At 66.7% G+C, this 22,794-nt stretch carries 8 protein-coding genes; 4 read left to right on the forward strand and 4 right to left on the reverse strand.

From position 1 onward, the window contains the following. Positions 1 to 3: 3 nt before the first annotated feature. Both QZL87_RS12720 and QZL87_RS12725 read right to left on the reverse strand, forming a co-directional pair. On the reverse strand, positions 4 to 15,603 hold the full coding sequence (locus QZL87_RS12720) for an autotransporter-associated beta strand repeat-containing protein (RefSeq protein ID WP_295319939.1): 15,600 nt from the start codon (positions 15,601 to 15,603) through the stop codon (positions 4 to 6). Continuing rightward, on the reverse strand, positions 15,585 to 15,746 hold the full coding sequence (locus QZL87_RS12725; protein ID WP_295319941.1) for a hypothetical protein: 162 nt from the start codon (positions 15,744 to 15,746) through the stop codon (positions 15,585 to 15,587). Before QZL87_RS12725 ends, QZL87_RS12720 begins: the two co-directional genes overlap by 19 nt. A gap of 368 nt (positions 15,747 to 16,114) precedes the next feature. Here QZL87_RS12725 and QZL87_RS12730 point away from each other — a divergent pair, with 368 nt between their 5' ends. Both QZL87_RS12730 and QZL87_RS12735 read left to right on the forward strand, forming a co-directional pair. After that, positions 16,115 to 17,527 carry a sulfotransferase gene (locus QZL87_RS12730; protein ID WP_295319943.1) on the forward strand — a complete coding sequence of 471 codons (1,413 nt, stop codon included), beginning with the start codon at positions 16,115 to 16,117 and terminating at the stop codon, positions 17,525 to 17,527. A gap of 42 nt (positions 17,528 to 17,569) precedes the next feature. Then, a complete protein-coding gene (locus QZL87_RS12735; protein WP_295319945.1) occupies positions 17,570 to 18,352 on the forward strand; it encodes a hypothetical protein in 783 nt (260 codons plus the stop codon). A gap of 60 nt (positions 18,353 to 18,412) precedes the next feature. Here QZL87_RS12735 and QZL87_RS12740 read toward each other — a convergent pair whose 3' ends face one another. Both QZL87_RS12740 and QZL87_RS12745 read right to left on the reverse strand, forming a co-directional pair. Beyond that, complete coding sequence (locus tag QZL87_RS12740; RefSeq protein ID WP_295319948.1) at positions 18,413 to 20,503, reverse strand: TonB-dependent receptor; 2,091 nt, start codon at positions 20,501 to 20,503, stop codon at positions 18,413 to 18,415. Between the two features lie 115 nt (positions 20,504 to 20,618). Then, positions 20,619 to 21,803 (reverse strand): SGNH/GDSL hydrolase family protein, encoded by a 1,185-nt coding sequence (locus tag QZL87_RS12745; RefSeq protein WP_295319950.1) that lies wholly within the window; start codon positions 21,801 to 21,803, stop codon positions 20,619 to 20,621. A 130-nt stretch (positions 21,804 to 21,933) separates the two neighbouring features. Here QZL87_RS12745 and QZL87_RS12750 point away from each other — a divergent pair, with 130 nt between their 5' ends. Next, the gene (locus tag QZL87_RS12750; protein WP_295319953.1) at positions 21,934 to 22,137 is read left to right on the forward strand and encodes a hypothetical protein; all 204 of its coding nucleotides are present in this window, start codon (positions 21,934 to 21,936) and stop codon (positions 22,135 to 22,137) included. An 88-nt stretch (positions 22,138 to 22,225) separates the two neighbouring features. After that, positions 22,226 to 22,711 (forward strand): GFA family protein, encoded by a 486-nt coding sequence (locus tag QZL87_RS12755; protein ID WP_295319955.1) that lies wholly within the window; start codon positions 22,226 to 22,228, stop codon positions 22,709 to 22,711. The last annotated feature ends 83 nt before the right edge of the window (positions 22,712 to 22,794 follow it).

A 22,794-nucleotide genomic window follows, 5' to 3' on the forward strand; every position in this document is an offset into this window, starting at 1 on the left:
GCCCTAGAAGGCGACCCTCACACCGGCCGTCCCCTTGATGCTGTAATCGTCGCCGAAATCGCGGAAGGGCGAGCTGCCCGAAACCTGGGTGTAGATGGTCACCCGGTCGTTGAGGCTGAGGCTGCCCCCGAGCGCGATCTCGCCCCGCAGCCGGTCGCTGGCGTTGCGGATCGCGGTGCCCGACACGTCGGCCACGGTTCCGTCGAGCCATTCATAGCTCAGGTTGACCAGCCCGTAGAGGTGGCTGCGCCGTGTCGTGCCGTCGGTCTGCCACGTCTTTTGATGGTCGAGCGAGATGCCCCAGCGTGACTTGAGGCTGTCACCCTTGCTCGATGCGACCCGCGCGCCCGACGGATCGGTGAAGCTGTCGAAACCGGCGTCCTGATAGCTCATCTGGATCTGCGGCGTGACGGTGAGGCCGTTGCCGACGACCGCGCGCTTGCCAAGTTCGAGGCTGAACGCCTTGCCCGTGCCGTCATTGCCGTCGACTAGCGTTCCTAGCACCGAAGACCGGAGCCGGCCGTCGAACCAGGTGAACTGGGCCTGCGCGTCGGCATAAAAGCCATCGCGGTGATACCAGGTCAGCGTCGCGCCGGCGCCATAGGCCTTCGCCTCGATGCCGCCGTCGCCGAAGATCGAGCGGACCGAGGCGTTGGATTCGCCATAATGGCCGGTGATGCCTGCGACGAGCATTCCGTTCCCGCTCGCGCTCAGCGTCCGGTCGGCGCCGACCTGCAGTTTCCAGCTGTCGATATTGGCGTCGGTGTCCGCGGTCGAGACGCGCGCTTGCGGCCGGGCGCGCGTGCTTTCCATGCGCCCCCAGATACCGGTGCTCGCGCCGTCGGCCGCGCTAGCCCATTGCCGGTTGCCGACGCGTTCCTGCAGCGTCGGAAGATTGTTCAGCGATTGCAGCACCTGCCCATAATTTTCATAGAGCGGCACGCCCGGCTGATAGAGGGGCCCCTGCGGCTCGTTCGGCCCGTCGAGCAGCGCCGAGCGGAGATACCAGTCGCCATCCTGCGGCGTCGCGATGCCGTTCTTGTAGAGCCGGTAGCCATAGGCGCCGGCGATCACCGCTTGCTCGCCGTCGAACAGATAATCGCCATCGAGCGTGAAGCTGCCATTCGAAGCGCCGGCGACATCAATGATCTTGATGCCCTCGATCGTCTGGGCACCGAGCCCGCCGCGATTGACCACGGTGACGCGCGTGCTGCCCGACGTCGCGCCGCCCACGATCAGGCGGTCGGCCTGCGACGCATCGCCGCCGAGGGCGGCCTCGATCTCGAGCGTGCCGCCGCGGCCGGTATAGTCGCCGGTGACGGTCAGCGAGCCGATCGCGTCGCGCCCCGGCGCCACGATACCCGCATTCGCGATCGATCCGACGCGGCCCGTCCCATCGAGACGGCCCGACGCCGCAACATCGACCGCGCCGCCGAGACTGCCCTGCACCGTCAGCGTCCCGGCCGTCACGGCCGTGCTGCCCGCAAAGCCGCTGTTGTCGGCGGTCACGAGCAAGATACCCGCCCCCGCCTTGGTCAGCACTCCGCCGCCCGAGAACAGACCGTCATAGGTGAAGAGCGTATCGGCCGCCGTCGCGATCGTGCCTTCGCTCGCGACGATGATGTCGCGCGCGCTGGCGACGTCGGCGCTGATCTCGAGCGCGCCGCCGTCGAGCGTCACGTCGCCGCCCGCCGCGCCGAGATTGGCGTCGCTGGCGATACGGAGCGTGCCGCCGGCGATCAGCGTGCCGCCGGTGTAGCTGTTCGTGCCGCCGAGGACGAGCGTGCCCGCATCCGATTTCACAAGCTGCGCCGCGCCGCTCAGCACCGAATTGATCGTCGCGGTAAAGCCCGCACCCGCGGTGCTGCCATCGCCGACGCGGACCGTCGCGGTCGCGTCGTCCAGGGTTATGCCGTCACCGCCGATCTCATAGCCGTCCGCCGCGAACTGCATGCCCGTAACCGCCACCGTGCCGAGGCTGTCGTCGACGGTGACTGTTCCGCCGGTGCCGCCGAAGATGGCGAAGGCGCCGTCCGCATAGGCCGCGTTGACCGCGCCGTCTTCGCCCGTCCAATTGTCGTTGCCGAGACCATTCTGCCACACGCCGTCGCCGCCGTTGATCGCGCCATTATTCTTCGGCCCGGCCGCGCCGTCCCAGAAGTTGAGCGCCAGTCCCTCCGCATTGACCAGATTGACCTGCCCGGCGATCGAGGTTTGCACCTGGGCGTTGGAGCCGGCAGGCATGGTGCCGAGCGTCACGCCATTGTCGGTGAGCGCGCCGCCATAGTTGAACATGCGATAGACGCCGACGTCGAACGCGCCGCCCGCCGGAACGCCGACGTTGAGCACGCCGTCGAGGACGAGATCGCCGCCGACGTTGACGAGGTCGTTGAGCGCACCGCCCGCGACGTTCGCCTCGCCGAATTCGAAATCGAGCTGCGACGTCGCCGACAGCGACAGATTGCCGCCGATCGTCAGCGTGCCCGGCGCGCCCGCGCCTGGCGCAAGGATCGCGCCGTTGCCGAGCGCGACGTCGCCGCCGATGGTTCCGGTGCCGCCCAGCGTGGCGCCGGCAAGGACATTCGTCGAACCGGTCGTCGCGGCATAGGTGCCGTTCACGAACAACGTGCCGGCGGCGACCGTCGCGCCGCCGAAGGTGCCGCCACCGCCCAGGACCAGCGTGCCCGCGCCGCTCTTGGTGAAGCTGCCCGTCCCCGAAAGCGCGCCCGCCAGCGTCAGCGTCGTTGCCGCATCGGTGCGGAAACCGCCCGTACCGAGCAATTCGACGCCGCGCGACGAGGTGAAGCTTGCCGTCGTTTGCAGCGTGCCGCCGCCCAAACGGAGCCCGCCCGCCGCCGCGCCAAGATTGGCGTCGCCGCCGACCTGCAGCGTACCGCCGTTGATCGACGTGCCGCCCGCGTAGCTGTTCGCGCCCGACAGGACGAGCGTTCCTGCATCGGTCTTTACCAGTTCGGTCGCGCCGATCAGCTCGGCCTCGATCGTCGCGACATAGGCCGCGCCCGGCGCCGTGCCGTCGCCGACGCGGATCACTGCTTGCGCGCCGTCCAGCGTCAGCGCGCCGCCGGCGATCGCATAGCCATCCGCCGCGAACTGCATGCCCGACGCCGAGACCGCGCCAAGGCTGTTGTCGATCGTCACGCTTCCCGCCGTGCCCGAGAAGATGGCGAAGGCGCCATCGTCATAGCCCGCGTTGACCGCGCCGGTCACGTCGGCCCAATTGTCATTGCCGACGCTGGCCTGCCAGACGCCATCGCCGCCGTTCACCGCATTGTCGAACTTGGGCCCGGCCGCGCCGTCCCAGAAGTTGAGCGTCGCCGATCCCGTGTTGACGAGATTGACTTCGCCCGCGATCGACGTCTGCACCTCGACATCGGCGCCCGCCGGCAATGTGCCGAGCGCGAGCCCGTTGTCGGTCAGCGATCCCGCATAGTTGGTGATGCGATAAAGGCCGATGTCGAACGCGCCGCCCGCGGGCACCGTCACGTCGAGCGTGCCGTCGAGCGTGAGATTGCCGCCGACGTTCACGACGTCGTTCAGCGGGCCGCCCGGATTGTTTGCCTGCCCGAATTCGAAGTCCAGCGTCGCGCCCGATGCGAGCGCGAGATCGCCATTGATCGTGAGCGCACCCGGTCCGCCCGCGCCCGGTGCGAGCGTCGCGCCGTCGGCGATCGTCACATCACCGCCGATGGTGCCGAAACCGCCGAGCGTCGCGCCCGAAGCGACGCTGGTGAGCCCGGTCGCCGCCGACTGATCGCCGTTGACGAGCAAGGTGCCCGCCAGAACGTCGGTCGTGCCGGTATAGCCGTTCGCGCCGCCGAGCGTGACGGTGCCCGTTCCCTGCTTGACCAACGCACCGCCGCTGCCGGTGATCGGCCCCGCGAAGACCGTGTCGTTCGCCGTGCCGAAGGTCAGCGCCTTGCCGCCGAGCAGGGCCGAGCCCGCGCCCGACAGATCGCCGATCGTCGTCCCCGCCGCGGTGATGCCCGCGATGTTGAACAGCGCGCCGCCATTCACCGTCACCGCGCCCCCGGAATAGAGCGCACCGTCGCCGACGAGTTCGAAGCTGCCCGCGGCGACCGTGGTGCCGCCAGTGTAGCTCGTCGCGCCGAAATAGCGGACCGCGCCATTGGCGGCGGCGATGACCACGCTGCCGCCGGTGCCGCCACCGATACCGCCGTCGGTGATCGCGCCGGCCCAGTCGGTGAAGCTGTTCGACAAGCCGAGCGTCAGTGTCTTCGACCCCAGCGCGATCGTCCCGCTCGCCGCGCCGCCGAGCTGGATGATGCGCGCGCCCGCGTCGGTCTGCGAAATGTCGAAGACCGTTCCCGCTCCGACGATCAGATTGCCTGCGCCGATCGTACCCGCACCCGCCAGCGCCAGCGTGCCGCCGACGATGGTGGTGCGGTTGGAATAGCTGTTGGTGCCGGTCAGCGTCAGCGTCCCGCTTCCCCGCTTGTCGAGGAAATTGCCGGCGAGATTGCCCGCGCCGTCGGCGATGACGCCCGACAGGGTGACGTCGGATCCCTGGACGTCGATGCCGTTCGAATTGGTGCCGCCGAGCAGGATCGTCCGGTCGGAGACGAAGCCCGCATCGGCGCGCAGCACGCCGCCCCGGAGCGCAAGCGTCCCGTCCGCATCGCCCAGATTGGCGTCGCTCGAAATGGCGATGGTGCCGTCGTTGACGGTGGTGCCGCCGGCATAGCTGTTCGTCCCGGTCAGCGTCAGGACGGGGGCGTTGCTGACGAGCGATCCGCTGCCCGAGATCCTGCCGTCGAGCGTGTAGGGATCGAGGCGATCGACGATCAGCACTCCGTCATTGACGATGTCGCCGACAAGGCTGCCGGTAAAGCCGCGGTCGCCGATCTGCAGCGTGCCGTCGCTGATCGTCGTTCCGCCGCTATAGCTGTTCGTCCCGGTCAGCACGAGGGTGCCCGCGTCGGTTTTGACCAGCATGGCCGTCCCGGTCAGGTCGGCGCCGATCGTCGCCGTATAGTCCGCGCCCGCGGTGCTGCTGTCGCCGACCTGAATGGTCGCCTGCGCTCCGGTAAGCGTCAGTGCGTCGCCCGTGAGGACATAGCCGTCGCTCGCGAACTGCATGCCCGATGCGAGGACGTCGCCGCCGCTATTGTCGATCGTGACGGTGCCCGCCGTACCGGCGAAGACCGCGAAGCTGTCCTGCGCATAATCGGCGTTGATCGCGCCATTCGCATCGGTCCAGTTGTTCGCACCGCCGCCGACGCGCCAAACGCCGTCGCCGCCGTCGAGCAGGTCGTTATTCTTGGGCCCGGCCAGGCCGTCCCAGAAGCTGAGCGTCAGGCCCTGCGTGTTCACGAGATTGACCTGGCCCGCGACCGCCGTCTGGACCAGAATGCCGGTCGTGCCGCCGGGTATCGTGCCGAGATCGAGCCCGTTGTCGGTCAGCGCGCCGCCATAGTTGAACACGCGGTAGATGCCGGGGCCGAATGTTCCGCCCGCCGCTGTCGAAACATCGATCGTCCCGTCGAGGGTCAGGTCGCCGCCGACTTCGACGAGGTCGTTGAGCGCGCCGCCGACAACATTGGCCTGGCCGAATTCATAGGCAAGGATCGAACCGCCGGCGAGCGACAGATTGCCGTTTATCGTCAACGCGCCGGCGCTTTCGCCGGGCGCGAGGATCGCGCCGTCCCGCACATCGACATTGCCGCCGATGATCCCGTTGCCGCCGAGCGTCGCGCCCGAAAAGACCGTTGTCAGGCCGGTCGCCGCCGACTGGTCGCCGCTGACCAGCAAGGTGCCCGCATTGACCAGCGTCGCGCCGGCATAGCTGCTCGCGCCCGTCAGCGTCAGGATGCCCGCGCCCTCCTTGGTCAGGCCGCCCGCGCCGGCGAAAGACGGCGAGATGCCGATGTCATGGCCGTCCGTGTCGATGAAGCCGCCGTTTGCGCCGAGCGTGATGTCGCGCGCGCCGAAGCCGGTGAAGAAGTCGGCCGCATCCTGCGTCGCGCGCAGCACGCCGCCGTCCATCGTGAAAGCCACCGTGCCGAGCCCGGCGCCGATCTGACCGGTTTCGAGCGTGCCGCGATTGCCCGGCGTGCCGAGCAAGATGACGGTCCCGTTCGACCCGCCCGCGACGCCGAGCGCGAATCCGCCCTCGGCGCGCACACGCCCGCCATCCTCGATCGTCAGCGCGCCCGCGCCCACATTGCCGACGGTCATGTTGAAGTCGGTGACCAGCCAGTTCGAACCCGCACCGGTCACGGTGACGCTGCCGTCGGCGTTGGCGCCGATATAGCCCTGGTTACTGGTGACGCTGGCGCCGTCCTCGATGCGCATCGTGCCGGCGCCGAAGCTGCCGATATTGAGCTGCGCGGCGTTGGTCCACGCGCTGCCCGGGCCCGAGACGATAATATCGCCCTGCCCCGAGCCGCCGACGACCCCGTCGTTGCTGGAGACGGTGGCGCCATCCTCGATGCGCAGAGTTCCGCTGCCGAACAGGCCGACGCTGATCCGCCCGCTATTTTCCCATGACGAGCCCGGGCCGGTTACCAGAACCTCGCCGACGCCGCCGCTATCGAGGCCGATGACACCGCCGGTGCTGACGACATGGCCGCCATCGGTGATGTTCAGCGTGCCGGTGCCGCCGTAACCGACGGTCAGGTCGCCGACCGTCCAGGTCGACGCATTGCCGCCGCCGTCGCTGCCGGTGACCGTAACGACGCCCGCGTTGCCGGCATCGGGTCCGACGAATCCGTTCGCGCTGGTCAGCGTGCCACCATCGGCAAGCCGCAGTTCGCCGTCGCGCACATAGACGTCGCCGACTATGCCGCTCGCGCCGGTGAGCACCAGCGTGCCGAGGTCGGTTTTCAGGAAGTCGCCCACACCCGTCAGGTTCGTCGCAATCGTCGCCGTATGGGCCGCGCCCGCCGCGGTTCCGTCGCCGACGCGGATGATCGATTCCGGCGCGACGAGCGCGACGTCATCGCCGCTGATCAGATAGCCGTCGCTCGCGAACTGCATTCCCGATGCGGTGATCGCACCGAGCGAGCCATCGACGCTCACCGTGCCGCCAAGGCCGGAGAAGACCGCGAATGCGTCGTCGGTAAAGGGCGCGTTGGCCGAACCGTCATATTCGGTCCAATTGTCGTTGCCGCCGCTGTTCTGCCACAGGCCGTCACCGCCGGTGATCACCCCGTCGTTCTTGCCGCCCGCCGCGCCGTCCCAGAAGCGCATGGTGAGCCCGGTCGTGTTGACCAGATTGACCTGGTTCGCGACCGAGGTCTGGAGGAAATAGGCCGGATCGACACTCAGCCCGTTGTCGGTCAGCGTTCCGCCATAGTTGATGACGCGATAGACGCCGGGGTCGAAGCTGCCGCCTGGCGTCTCCGCGACATTGAGCGTACCTTCGATCGTCAGGTTGCCACCGACCTCGATCAGGTCGTTGAACGCGCCGCCAACGACATTCGCCTGTCCGAAGCTGTAGTCGAGATTGCTGCCGAACCCCAGAACGAGATTGCCATTGATGGTCAGCGTTCCCGGTGCCGCGCCAAGATCGCCGGGTCCGACACGCCCGCTGACGAACACGTTGCCGCCGATCGTGCCGCGGCCGCCCAGCGTGCCGCCCACTGCGACGATCGTCGCCCCGGTCGCCGCCGACTGGTCGCCGTTGACGAGGAGCGTGCCGTTGTTGATGCTCGTAGCGCCGGTATAGGCGTTGTCGGCCGTGAGGATCGTGATGCCGGTGCCATTATGCGAAATGCTGCCCGCGCCCGACATCGCCGTGCCGAACACATAATCGGTATCGACATGGTTGAAGTTGACCCGGTTGGCCGCCGCCGCGAAGCTAATATTCGCGGCATCCAGTATGCCCGCGGTATCGGGCACGGCGCTGGCGCCACCAATGTTGAGCGTCGCGTCGCCCGGTCCCATCGCCAGAGTGCCGCCGCCGACCCGGACCAGACCGCCGTCGGCAATGGTGATCGAGCCGCGGTCGCTGTTGGTGTCGGCGTTGGTGATGGCGAGATCGCCGGTCGTTTCAAAACGCGATCCCGCGCCAGTAACGATCAGATCCGCACTCGGAGTGCGCGGGCCGATCAGCCCGTTGAAACCGATGGTCGACGAACCGGCGGTGATGACGCCGCCATCCGCGACGGTGATCGTCCCCAGTCGCGCGTTGAGCGCATTAGCGACCGCCCATTCGGATCCGGCCCCCGTAACCATGACCGTAGCGACGCCGCTTGCGGGTTGTCCGCCCACCAGCGTCGAGGTGCCGTTCGATTCCATCCGGCCACCATCGGCGATGGCGATATTTGCCGTTCCGAACTGCCCGAAGCTTCCCGCTCCGCTGTGCGTCAGTAGCGAACCGGCCCCTGTCACCGTGATGAAGCCCTGGGCGTTGAGACCGGTCCCTGCATTCAGTTGGCCGAAAGCCGCGGTGCCGCCGTTCCTGACAATCAGTGTCCCGGTGTTGTTGCTGCTAGTGCCAATCGAGGACGTTCCCGCCCCGGTGACGATCCGCGATCCCGCGCCATCGACGATCATCCGGCCGCCGCCATTGACGTTCAGCCCCGAGGTGCCGACGATTTCGCCGCCCGCCTGCAACTGCATGGTTCCGGCGCTGATCGTGGTCGCGCCGGTATAGCTGCTGTCGCCGGTCAGCGTCAGCACGCCCGCACCCTGCTTGGTCAGCGCGCCGGTGCCGGAAACCGCGCCAGCATAGGTCAGCGCATCGCTGCGGTTGAAGATCAGCGCAGCGTTGTTGACGATGTCGCCGGCGATGCTGCCGGTCGTACCGCCATTGCCGATCACGAGCGAGCCGGCGCCGCCGACGGTGGTGCCGCCGCTATGTGTCGCGTCTCCCGTCAGCGTCACGCTGGTCGGGGTTACGATGGAAAGCGATCCGGCGCCCGTAATATCGCCGCCCAGCGTCACCGTCGCCCCCGCGACGTTCGCGATCAGCCCCGCGCCCTCCATCGTGATGTCGCGATTGGTGGTCATGGTGGCGGTGATAGCGAGCGTCCCGCCGTTGAAGCTGAGGCCGCCCGCGGCATCACCTAGATTGAGATCGCTGGCGATTTCGAGCGTCCCGCCGTTGATCGCGGTGCCGCCCGAGTAGGTGTTGAACCCGTTCAGCACCAGCTTGCCCGCGTCGGTCTTCACAAGTTGCGCAGCGCCGGTGAGATTGGCGTCGATCGTCGCCGTATAGCCGGCACCCGTCCCGTCCCCGACGCGGATGACCGCCTGCGGCCCGATGAGAGTCAGGTCGTCGCCGGTGATGCGATAGGCGTCCGCCGCGAACTGCATCCCCGTCGCGGTGACCGCGCCGTCGCTGTTGTCGACCGCGACCGTGCCCGGCGCGCCAGCGAACACCGCGAAGGTGCCATCGGCATAGGCCGCGTTGATCGCGCCGTCGGCGCCCGTCCAATTGTTGTCGGCGCCGCCCAGATGCCAGTTGCCGTCGCCGCCATCGACCAGATCGTTGAACTTCGGCCCGGTTCCGCCGTCCCAGAAGCTGAGCGACAGGCCGTCGCTGTTGATCAGATTCACCTGGCCCGCAACCGACGTCTGGACCGTGACATCGCTGCCGACCGGCATCGAGCCCAGTTCGAGCCCATTGTCGGTGAGCGCGCCGGCATAGTTGAACACGCGGTAGATGCCGCCGCCGAAATAACCGCCGCTGGCGCTGGTGACGTTGATCGTGCCGTCGAGCGTCAGGTCGCCGCCGACATTGACGAGATCGTTGAGCGCGCCGCCCGCGACGCCCGCCTCGCCGAACTCGAAGTTCAGCACCGATCCGCCCGCGAGTGCCAGGTCGCCGTCGATGTTGAGCGTGCCGGGACTGTTGCCGGGCGCGAGGATGCCGCCGTTCAGCACATTGACGCTGCCGCCGATCGTCCCGCTGCCCGCCAGCGTCGCGCCCGATGCAACGGTGACAAGACCCGTCGCCGCCGACTGGTCGCCGTTGACGCGCAACGTGCCGGCGTTGACATTGGTCGCGCCCGCATAGCTGTTGTCGCCGCTCAGCGTCAGAATGCCCGCGCCGGTCTTGGTCAGGCCGCCCGCGCCCGAGATGACGCCGCCGAGCGAGAAGATGGTTCCCGCATCGGTCAGGATCGTGCCCGCGCCCGTCAGGCTGGCGTCGCGGGCGCTCGCGAAGGAAGCGGTCGTGCGCAGCGTGCCGCCGGAGAAGGTCAGGCCGCCCGCGGCGGCGCCGAGATTGGCATCGGCGGAGACCTGCAACGTGCCGCCGAGAATCGACGTCCCGCCCGCATAGCTGTTGACGCCAGTCAGCACCGTGGTGCCGCTTCCGACCTGCTCGACCGCGCCGCTGCCCGAGATCAGGCCGCCAAAGGTGACGAGATCCGAGCGGTTGAAGACGAACGCGCCATCGTTGGCGACATCGCCGACGATGCTGCCGCTCGCACCGCCGTCGCCCAATTGGAGCGTGCCGTTCTCGATCGCTGTGCCGCCGGTATAAAGGTTGGTCCCGGTCAGCACCGTCGTGCCCGTCCCCGCCTGACGCACCGATCCGGTGCCGACGATCTGACCGTCGAAGGAAAGCAGGTCGCTGCGGTTGAAACCGAGCGTGCCGAAATTGTTGACGAGCGCGCTCGTGATCGAGCCCGTCGTGCCGCCGCCGCCGATGAACAATGTGCCGCCGTTGACGTTGGTCGACCCGGTATAGCTATGGTTGCCGGTGAGCACCCAGGTGCCGCTGTCATTCTTCGCGAGCGTCGTGACGCCAGTGCCCGCGTTGCCGATCGAGCCCGCCAGCGTATTGTCGCCCGTGTTGGTGCCGCCGAGCGCGATCGTGCGCGCCTGGTTGTTGTTCGCCAGCGTCACCGGTCCTGTATCGGTGAAAACGATCGCGCCCGTCCCCGACGATTCGATGAAGGTGACGCCAAGGGAAAGAGTAAACAGGCGGTTGGTCGTATCGCCCGCGCCCGTGTAGCGCAGCGTCGAGCCGTTGCCGATGATCAGGTTCGACGCCGCCGCCGACGAGGCGCCGATGCTGCTCGCAAGGCCGCCGTCGGCCAGCTTGTCGACGCCGAGGACGCCGCCGCTGATCGTCGTGACCCCGGTATAGTTGCTGTCCGGATTGGTCAGAATCCAGGTGCCGGCATCGGTCTTGGTCAGGCGGGTGACGCCGGTGCCATTGTTGGTGATCTGCGCCGCGAGGATATTGTCCCCGGTGTTGATGCCGCCCAGCGTCAGCGTCTGCGCCGTATTCGCGCTGGCAAAGGTCAGCGGGCCGGCATGGGTGAATTCGATCGCGCCGGTGCCCCACGACTCGAGCCTGCTCGCGGTCGAGGCTCCGAGCGTGAACTGCCGGTTAGTGCTTCCGCCGGTGCCGACATACCGCAGTCGGCCGCCGTTGATTACGAGATTTTCGGCGGCCGAGGAGGAGGCACCGATCGAGCTGTTCGCGCCGCCATCTTCGAGGCAGGCGACCGCGAGCGTGCCAGCGTTGATGACGGTCGTCCCGCTATAGCTGCTCGCGCAACCCGACAGCTCCTGATAGCTGCCGCCGTTCATGACCAGGCCGCCGCTTCCCGAGATCGCGCCGCCATATATTGCAGAAGCGCTGCCGCCCGTGCTGATCGCCAGTGTCGCTCCGCCGAGCGAGATGTCGCCGCCCAGCGTGCCGCCGCCGATCAGGTAGCGGACGTCATTGTCGTAACCGCCCAAATCGAGGAGGACGCCGGCGGTGTCGTCGAGCCTGATGGGGCCGGTGCCCAGCGCGGTGCCTGATCCGGCGCGAACCGTGCCATTGATGATACGCAGAGTGCCGGTCGAACTGTTCGTTCCCGACAGGAGCAACGTCCCGGCGCCGGTTTTGGCGAGTTGCCCCCCGCCGGTGACAATCCCGGAAAATTCCAGCACGGTGTCGGTTTCGACGACGTTGATCGCGCCATTGCCGGTCAATGCGAAGCCGCGATCAGTCGATGCGCTGGCGCCGGTATAAGCCAGCGTGCCGCCAGCAAAAACCAGGTTCGACGACGCCGAGGACGATGCACCGATCGCGCTCGCCTGCCCGCCGTTGGCGATGCAATCGATCGCGAGGCCGCTGCTGATCGTCGTGACCCCGGTATAGTCGTTGTTGCAGCCGCTGATCGTCTGCGTATAGCTGCCGCCGCCGCGCGTGAAGCCGCCGGTGCCGGTGATGCGCCCGGTAAAGACGCCGGGACCGCCGGCCGTCGTCAGCGTTTGCCCGCCGAGATCGACAAGCCCGTTGCCGATGATCGCGGCGACGTAGATGTCGTGGCCGCCGAGGTCGAGCGTGGCGCCGGTGTTGACCGTCATATAGCGGCCGCCGAAGCCGAAGGCGCGTTCGGAACCCGCCCGCAAGGTGCCGGCGGTGACGACCGTATCGGCGGTCATGGTGTTGGTTCCGCTGAGGACCAGCGTACCGGCGCCGTCCTTGAGGAAATAGCCGCCGCCAGTCGCGACGCCGCTGATGGTCAGCGTCGTGCCCGCCTGCGCGACGTCGATCCGGCCATTGCCGCCCGCAAGCGTGAAGCCGCGGTCGGTCGCGACGGTGCCGCCGGTATAGCGAAGCTGGCCGCCGGTCGTCAGCACGAGATTTTCCGATGCGTTGCTCGCCGCGCCGATCCCGCTCGCGACGCCACCGTCGGCCAGCGTGTTCACCGATAGCGTTCCGCCCGCGACGGTCGTCACCCCGACATAGTCGTTCGCGGCATTGGCGAGCGTCAGCATGCCCGCGCCGGCCTTGGTGAAGCCCGCCTCGTCGGGGCTGGTCACCAGCCCCGAAAATTCGACCGTCCGGCCTGTCGCGATCTCGATCGTGCGTTCGGCGCCGCCATCGACGAGCGTCAGGCCGCGGTTCGACACCGCATCGGCGCCGCCAATATAGGCAAGCGTGCCGCTTTCGAGGACAAGGTTAGCCGCATCGGCGCTCGACGCCCCGATGCTGCTGTTCACCCCGCCATCCGCAATGCTCGTCACTTCCAGCCGGCCGCCGCTCAGCGTCGTGCCGCCCGAATAGCTGTTTGCGCCGGTCAGGCGGACGGTACCGCTACCCGCCTTGGCAAAGCTGGTGGCTCCCCCATTGTCGACAATCGTCGATTCGATGGTGAATGTCCCGGAACTGTTCTGCTGCACGCCCAGCGTGCTGCCGCCCGAGCCCCCGGTCAGGCTGCCTCCCGTTATGGTCTGGCTGTTGCCTCCAACCGACGTGGCGACGATAATCGTGCCATCGATTCCCAAAGTGGCCGCCGGATCGATGGTAACGGTTGTGGTCGGATCAAAGGTCGTGAATTGCAGTCCCGCCAGCTGCACGTCATTTGCCACGGTTTCGAAAAAGCTCTCGGCATCGCCGTCGCTGTCGGAAATATACTGACCGTCCGCCCAAAGCGAGGCGTCATCCTGATCGGTATAATCGGCATCGGTGAAGGCGACGATGTTGCCGCCGACGACCTTGGCATAATCCGTGCCGTTGACCGTGGCCCAGCCGCCGAGGCTCGTGTTGCTGGTCGTGAAGTTGCCCGTGACCGGAAGGGCGAAGTCGATCAGGCCGCCCGAGCGGTTGATCGCGCCGAAATTGATCGTGACGCTGCCGGTAGCACTCGCCTGCGCACCGATCCTGTTGTTGCCGGCAAGGATGTTGAGGCCGTTGAAGGTCTGGATATTGCTCTCGCCCGCGTCGCCAAATACCGTCAGGCGGCCGCCGGCCATATTCAGCGTCGATGCGCTGGAAATGATGTTAGCGGCAGGCCCGCCAAGGAAATCAAGGACAAGCAGGCCGCCATTGACCGTCGTTGCGCCGGTGTAGCTGTTCGCCCCGCGGAGGGTCAGAAAACCCTTGCCGGCCTTGGTCAAACCACCCGTACCCGTGATGATCCCGGAAAAAATATCGTCCGTGGCGGTGTCCACGGTGAGGTTGGCCGAGCCCAGCGCGACCGTTCCGCCGGTGCCGGTGAGCGAAGGCGCGACAAGATCATATCCGCCGAGATCCAGCGTGCCGCCATTCACAATGAAGCGGGTCGCGGCTCCAAAGGCCGAGGCACTGCCCGCCTTCAACGTTCCCGCATTGGCTGTGATGGTGCCGACGAAATTGTTGTTGCCGCCCAAAACCCACGTGCCGACGCCATCGCCAATGAGATTACCCGCGCCGGAAATGGTGCCCGAGAAATTATTCTCGCCGGCAAAGCTGCCGCCGAGTGTCAGCGTATCGGGATTGGGATTGGCGGCATTGAAGGCAAGCGCGCCCGACAGATCGAGCGCGCCCGTGCCGTCGTTGCGGATGATATTGGCGGCGCCGTTGATCAGCCACTCGCGATTGCTGGCATCGCCCGCGCCCGTATAGCCAAGCGTCCCGTTGCCGAGCGCGATCGTCGTGCCCGCGCCGAGCGAGCTTTCGCTGCCGATGTCGGCAAGCTTGCCGAGACGAATGTCACCCGCGAGCGTCGCCTGTCCAGTGAAGCTGTTCGCGTCGCCGAGTTCGATGGTGCGCCCCGCCAGAGCGTTGAAGCCATAGGCTCCGCCGCTGAGCACGCCGAGCAGATGAATGTCGGCGGTCTCGGCATTGAACGATCCGCCGACCGAAATATCGACATTCCCGGTGATCTCAAGCGTGCCCGTTCCCTGATTCCGGATCTGGGCGCCCCCGCCGTTGATGTCCCAATTGCGGTTCGAGCTGTCGCCATTGCCGAGATAGATAACGCTGTCGCTATACTGGCTGGACTGGTTGAAGACGATCGTCCCGTCCTCGACCGTCACCGGCGCGCCGAGTGAACTGGCCTCGTTCAGGTCGCCGATCGAGGTGAAGCGCACCGAGCAGACGCCGTTGCAGCCCGAAAAGACCGTGCGCCCCGTATAGGTGCTGGCGTCGTTGCTCATCGTGACGCCGCTGGCGGCGACCGAAACCGACCCGTTGCCGGTGATCAGCGCCGATCCGGCTCCCGAACCCTCTAGAATCAGGTTGCCGCCATCGCCGATCGTAACGGTGCGCGCGGTGCCGGCGCCGCCGATCGACAGGCGAGTGCTGATGCCGCCGGCGGTGAAGATATTGTTGCCCGCGGCGCCGAGCGCGGCATCGCTCGCCGCATAAATGCTGCCGGCGGCAATGTTGATATCGCCGGTAAAACTATTGACGCCGTTCAGGATCAGCCCGCCGTTTCCGGCCTTTACCAGACCATTCGCCCCCGCAAGGATCGAATCGATCTGGCTGTTTCCCGCCGCCGCCGTGATCGTCGAATCCGCGCCGCCCAGGGTGATCGTGCCGCCGCTCAGCACATAGCCCGCCGAACTGAAGGTAATGTTGCCGACCGTGACAGGCACGCCGACCGTCACCGTTCCCGCGGTGCCGCCGAAGATCGCATCGTCGAGGTCGCCATTGACCCACGGTTCGACGAACGGCCCGCTGACGCCATCGCCATTGGGGCTCCAGTTGAGATTGCCGAGATTCCAGGTGCCGGTGCCGCCCGAGCCGACGCCCGTGCCGTTGGCGTCCCAATAGCGATCCTCGGCCTGCGCGCTCAGGGGCGCGCAGGCGAGGACCGCCGCAAGCGACGCGCCGCAAAGAAGCCGCCGCGAGCGGGCCCGCGCGCTGCGGTCGTTTCGGCGGGTCATGCTGTTATCGGCCATGGGCTTTCCTTGAACGCAAAATGGCCCGCCGGGCGGGCGGGCCGAGGGGGAGGGCTAATATTCTGGTCCGGCGACGAGATGGCGCGATGCGCGGCGGTCAGGGGGTCGAGGATGGCGGGCAGAGTCGTGCGATCGTTGATCATTCACCCCCTCCTTTTGCGACCCGGTCGGGACTTGCGCTTCCACGCGAACGCCCGTCATCTTTAACGACCCCATGGAGCGGCATGATTCCGCCCGCCCGTGTTCGCCGCGGTTCGAGCTGTGGAACAGCCCATGCGACCAAATTTCCGGGGCCTCGAAGCCGACGCGAAAACCTGATATAAATCAAATTATTATCAAAAGGTTACCGAATGACAGTGAATTGGGGTGTGTTACCGTATCGATCCGAGAGGCTGAGATCGGGTAACATGGGCTCTCCTTCGCCCCGCTCCGCCCGTGCGGCACGGATCGCTTGCGCGGCGCGCGCGAACCGATCATGCCTCGCATGATGTTACCCTCCAAAGCCCGATCGATGACGACGGACCCTGCCCGGCTCGGCGAGGAGCGAAAGCTGCGCGACGCGGTTGCGGCGGAACCCGATTCCGCTCGGGCGCATGCCGCCTTCATATCCTATATGTGCAGCGCGGCGCGCGTCGAAGAGGCTCTGCTTCACCTTGATCGCGAAGCGCGCCGCCGGCCGTCGAGCATCTGGCCGCTGTCGTTGAAGGCCGGCGTCCTCTCCGCCGAGCGGCGCGCCGGCGAAGCGATCACTCTCCACCGCAAGCTCGTGACCATGGCGCCCGATGTCCCGCTGCTCTGGGCCAATTTCGGCAATGATCTTGCGGCGCTCGGCATGGCGTCCGACGCCGCGGCCGCCTACCGCAGCGCCGTCGCGCGCGCGCCGGGACTGGGCGCGGCCTGGCTCGGGATCGCCAATCTGCGCGGCGCGCGCCTTTCCGCCAGCGATGCCGCTGCGATGGAAAGCGCGCTGCCGCTGGCACAGGATCCCTATCAGCGCATACAGTTGCTTTTCGCACTCGGCCGGGCGCTGGGCGACCAGCGGGACCTCCACCGGTCGTTCGAAAGTTTCGCAAGCGCCAACGCCTTGCGCGAAACCCTCGTCCCCCACGGCGGAGCCCGGCTTGCGGCCTTCGTCGAGGCGCACAAGATTTTGCCACCTTCGTTTTTCGGCGCGTCGAAGGGCGCTCCCGCTCAAGGGCTTGGCGCGATTTTCATCGTCGGCATGCCGCGCTCGGGCTCGACGCTCGTGGAACAAATTCTTGCCAGCCACCCGGAAATCGAGGGCATGGGCGAATTGTCCGCGCTCGAGGAGGTCGCGGCATCGATGGGCGCTTTCGATGCTCCCGACGCCTTTGTCGAACGCCTGCGGACCTTGACGCAGGCCGAAGCGGAGCAACTCGCCGCCGGCTATCTGACAAGGGCCGGCCGTTATCGCCGAACGCGCCGGCCTCTCTTCACGGACAAGATGCCCGCCAACTGGCGTTTCGTCGCGCTCATTCGCCGGATCATGCCGGGCGCGCGCATCATCGACATTCGGCGCGATCCGATGGCCTGCGGCTTTTCGGCCTACACAACCTATTTCAACCGCAACACCGATTTTCCGAACAGTCTGGAAGATCTCGGCCGATATTACCGATCCTATCGCCGGCTGATGGACATGACCCAAGGCTCCGCGCGCGACAGCATGTGCAGCCTCGACTATGAGCGGCTGGTCTCGAATCCGGGCGGCGAGATACCGGCGCTGCTTGCCTGGCTGGGGCTTCCCTTCGCGGAATCCTGCCTCACGCCGGACCAGAACCAACGCGCCATTTATACGCCGAGCGCCCAACAGGTTCGCGCGCCCATTCATCGCGCCCAAGACCGGTTTCACGACTATCGGCGCTGGCTCGGGCCGCTACAGGCTTCGCTCGACGCTCGGGAATGAGTCATCGCTTGATCGGAAGCAATGATACCCTATATCATATCGATGCAGGCGAGTTCCCAAAGTCGACCAGCCGTTTCCGGCCTCTTCCGCGAAATCGAAAAGCTCCACGGCGACCTGCCTTGGGGCGCCTTCCTCGACGCCGGCACCGGCACGCATTCGATCGGCTGGGTCGGGTCGCTCGCGACCGAGCGATGGACGGCGGTGAGCGGCGTCGAGGCACATGCCGCGCAGACGGCCGATGCGATCGCCACGAAGCGCCGGTCGACCGACCGCATCGTCGTCGGCAACTGGGCCGACCCCGCGCTGCTGGCGGGAGAGCGATATGATACGGTGCTGGCCGACTATCTGCTCGGCGCGATCGACGGCTTCGCGCCCTATTTCCAGCACCGGCTGTTCGCGCGGCTACGCCCGCTCGTTTGCCGGCGGCTCTATGTCGTTGGGCTGGAACCCTATGTGACGGGCGATCCCGAAACGGAAGCGGGGCGCCTCGTCCGGGAGATCGGGCGCTTCCGCGACGCCTGCCTGCTGCTCGCCGGCGAACAGCCTTATCGCGAATATCCGGCGCAATGGGCGGTCGATCATCTGGAGGCTTCGGGCTATCGCGTCATCGCCGCAAAGCGGTTCGCCAACCGTTACAAGGACCGCTTCGTCAACAGCCAGATCGACATGTGCGCGCCGCGGCTCGCGCGGATCGCCGATCGCGACCTGTCGGCGGCCCTCGGGATGCGCGGCGAAGCACTGCGGGCCGAAGCTCTCGCGCATGTCGCGCGCGAGGGCGGGCTTCGCCACGGCTTCGACTATGTGTTGGCCGCCGAACCCGTCTGACAAAATCGGCGGAAGGAGGGGCGCGGGACCCGCCCCTCCTTCCGGCCGCCCCCTTTGGCCCTAGAAGCTCGTCCGCAGCCCGAAGACGAAATTCCGTCCGCGCAGCGGCGAGGCATTTTTGATGAAGGACGCGTGATTGTACGCGAGTTCGTTCGTCAGATTGGTCGCGCGCACGAACAATTCGGTATCGGCCTTCGGCCCGAGAGCGAGCCTGTAGGCGAGCGTCGCGTTGAGCATGTCATAGCCCGCCGTCCGCGTTTCGAACGCCGCGATCCGGTCCTGTTCGAAAACGTGATAATATTCGACGTCGCCCGACAAAGACCCCCATCGCCCGTCGGCGCGCGCGCCAAGGCGCCCGGCGGGAATGCGCGGAAGATTGCCGAGATCGCCCTTGAACTTGGCCCGCACATAATCGCCGAACAGCGACACGCCGACGGCGCCGAAATCATGCCGCACCTCGCCATCGACGCCGGTGAAGGTCGCATCCGCCGCAGTATAGCGGATCAGGCGAAAATCCTCGAACCGGTCGAGCGTGTTCGCGAAAATATAGTCGTCGAAATCCTGATGATAGGCGCCGATCGTAAAGGTCGTCGCGCCTTTCGTCTTACGGAAAGTCAGGTCGATCGACTTGCCGGTCTCCTTGCCGAGTTCCGGCGAGCCGAGTTCATAAGTGTTGGTGGCGAGATGGATACCGCGCGCGTAAAGCTCCTGCACATTCGGCGCGCGCTGCGAGCGGGCGAGCGACAGCGCGAGCGAATAATCGCCCCCGATGTCCCAGATCGCCGCGCCCGAGATCGAGAAGGGCCTGTGGCTGACTTCGCGGTTCAGCGTCGTCTCGATCCTCTGCCATTCCTGCCGCGCCGCGAGTTCGAAGCGGACCGGACCGGCACCCAGCGTTTCCATCAGGAAGAGCGCGGTGTTGCGCGTCTCGCTTTCGGGCAGGAAGGCCTCCTCGCCGACCGCGCTGAACTTGCTTTCCGAATGCTGGACCCCGAATGCCCCGCGCAGGGGGCCGATCGGCTTGTGCGCCAGTTCGAAGCGGAGTTCGTGCGCCTTGTTGCTGAAGGTCGTCGCAACCTCGTCATGCTCGATCTCGTCATGCTCGTAATCGGTGAACGACAGGCGGAAGCGCACCTTCTCGAACCCCGGAAGCGGATCTTCATATTCGCTGCGAATGTCGAACCGCTCGCTGCGCAGCTTCACGAACGGCACCTCCTCATGCTCGTGGTCGTGATCATGGTCGTGGTCATGATCCTCATCGTCGTGTCCATGCCCGCCGCAGTGCAGGCTGCTGCCGTGCGGATGGCAGCTTTCATAGTCATGGCTGTGCCCCGGCAGACCATATTCGCTGCGCTGGCGCGTATAGGCGACGCCCAGATAGCCGCCGCTACCGACCCATGAGCCGCCGACGGTGAAGGTCGAAGTGTCATTGTACGACCCGTCGACATGCCGTTCGCCAAAACCCTTGGGCACGCGGTAGTCGTTCGACGAACGGTGGAGGCCCTCGACGCGCAGCGCGAGCCCCTGCCCGCCGATCGTGATCCCGCCGACCAATGATCGCTCGTCATCCGCGGTGCCGAAGCGCCCCTCGACCGTTCCGGCGATGCCGCCGTCGGGGATCGATGTCGGCACCTTCTCGTCGAGAAGGTTGATCGCGCCGCCGATCGCGCTGCCGCCATAGAGCAGCGCCGACGGGCCGCGCAGCACCTCGATCCCGCGTAGCAGCAGCGGCTCGGTCGTGACCGCATGATCGGGCGAAATAGCCGATGCGTCATGGACGCTGGCGCCGTCGGAGAGCGCCTGGACGCGCGGCGCGGTCTGGCCCCGGATCACCGGCCGGCTGGCGCCGCCGCCAAAATTATCGAAATTTATGCCCGGCTGGCCGGCCAGCGTATCGCCCAGCGTCGCCTGCCGGCGATGGACCAGTTCCTCGCCGGTCAGCGTGATCACCGGCGTTGCCGTCTCGTCGGCCCGAAGGCCGAGGACATTGGCCGATACGACAATCTCGGGATCGGCGGTGCTGCCGGCCTGCATGAAGCCCGCATCGGGGGCGACGGCCGGTCTGGCGGGCGGCGTCGATTCGGCCGCAAAGGCGATATGCGGAACCGCCGCCGGAATCGCGGCGGACAGGAGGAGAGCTCGAAACTTCACAAAAACCCCTTTCTTATCTGGACGCGAGCCGTATATGAGACGTTATCTCATATCACAACCCCGCCAGGGGCTTTTCTTCCATATGCGCCTTTGCTGGCGCGCGGCCTTCTTTACGTCATTCGAAAATATCCAGCGGGATCGCTTCGCCTATCCGCGTTTGGCCGCGCCCGTCGGGGTGAAGATTGTCTCCCCGCTGCAGCGCCGGGTCCAATCGCTTGGGATTGGCGGGGTCGGCGACGACCTTCTCCATGTCGATGACGGCGTCGAACGCGCCCGAGGTCCGGATCCAGTCGTTGACGCGCATGCGCATCGCCTCGCCCGCGTCGGTGTGATAATTGGCCCCCTCGAAGGGCAAGATCGTCATGCCGATCGCCTTGATACCGCGCCGATGCGCGCTGGCGACAAGTTTTCGATAGCCGTCGATCAGCTGCTCATAGGTTATGGTGGGCGCCGCCGTGCCGTCGGGTCGCCGCCGGCCCGAACCGCCTATATCGTTGACCCCCTCGAGGATCACGACATGGGTCACGCCCGACAATGTCAGGACGTCGCGATCGAATCGCTCCACGGCACTCGGTCCCGTGCCGCGCGAAATGACCCGATTGCCCGAAATCGCCTGCGTCACGACCACATGGGGTTTGCCGGCCCGTGCCAGCCGGCGGCCGAGAACATCGCCCCACCGGCATATCGGCACGGCATCGATCGCGCATCCCGTATTGTCGGTGATGGAATCGCCGAATGCGACGATCACGGGCCGCGCCGCCTTGCCCAGCACATCGACACCTGCAAGCAGGGGCCGGTGGTTGGACGCGCGTATGGCGGTAAAAGGGATCTGCGTGAAATCGCCGGGCGCCGATATGGAGGTTTTGTCGCCGGAGGCGCCATGGATCGTGTTCAACTTCACGGCGCCTGGAAGATAGACCGAAACTTCGATCACATCGAACGCATCGACCCGAAGCTCGGCCGCATCGCTCACCATAGTCGCCCCGGCCGGCACGTGCGTCGAAGGCCGCCCCCCGAAGCGGACGGGAACGGCCTTTCCACCCGGCCGCCGAACGCTGACCGCGCCGAGGGTCAGAGGCTCGCCATATTCATTGGACAAGCGAAGTCGGATGCTGCCGCCCTCGGCGCCCACACGAACCGCGAAACGCACCGTCGCATTCTCGATCGCCACTTCCTGCTTTTCATTCGCCGCTTCCCACATGCTGGCGGACCTGGCGGGCGTCCATTCCCCCTTCGCCGGGGCGGCGGCGACCAGCAACAAGGCGCCGGCAACGACAATCGGTTTCCAAGGACGGCGCATTCTGCACTCCCATGCTGCGGGATTCCCCCGTTAAAGCGAGATGATATATATGACAAATGTCCGCGACAAGCCCCAACCCCTCCCGACGCAGATATAGTCCGCATCGCCGACGCTGGCCGACGCGCTGTTCGTGGGAGTCGCGCGCTGGCTGGACTTTCATGAAGTCGCCGAACCCGTGCGCCGGCCGAAGCTGGCGGCGCTGCGCGCGCGGCTCGATGCCGATCCCGCGGTCGCTTATGCCGCCGCGCTCGAAAACGGTGGAAGCGCGGCGGGAGGGCCCGCGTGCCTCGGCCATGTGCCGCTCGCCGAGGTCATCGCGCGTTACGGTGCCTGACGGAGCGGGTGCGCGGCGTATCGCCGCCGCGCACCGCTTCCCCGCGCGCGCCATTGTGGGCGCGCATCGGCTTTGATAGCTTGCGGCGATGGACAGGATCGAAACCCAGGCCTCGGGCGGCTGCCAGTGCGGCGCGGTGCGCTATCATGTCACCGCGGTGCTCGACACGTCGCATATCTGCCATTGCCGCATGTGCCAGAAGGCAGCAGGCAATTTCTTCATCGCGCTGATCGGCGTGCCGCGCGACGCGATCAGCTGGACGCGCGGCACGCCCGCCTGGTTCAACAGTTCGGACAAGGCGGCGCGCGGCTTCTGCCGCGACTGCGGTACGCCGCTCGCCTATGATTATTTCGAGAGCAAGCACATCAACCTGACCACCGGCTCGTTCGACGACCCGTCGCAATTCCCGCCGCGCGTGCAGTTCGGCATCGAAGGCCAGTTGCCGCTGTTCGAAAGCCTGCCGATCAAGGGCGAGGGGACGACCGAAGAGACGATGAGCGACCTTGTCGGCGCGATCAAGGCGAGCAACCATCAGCATCCCGACCATGATACGGAGACATGGCCGGACAGGTAAAGCCGGTTCCAACACTGAACCGTCATCCCGGCGAAGGCCGGGATTTCACCGTCGCTTGGCGTGGTGAGGTCGAGATCCCGGCC

The sequence above is a fragment of the uncultured Sphingopyxis sp. genome, from assembly GCF_900078365.1.
Taxonomy (GTDB): domain Bacteria; phylum Pseudomonadota; class Alphaproteobacteria; order Sphingomonadales; family Sphingomonadaceae; genus Sphingopyxis.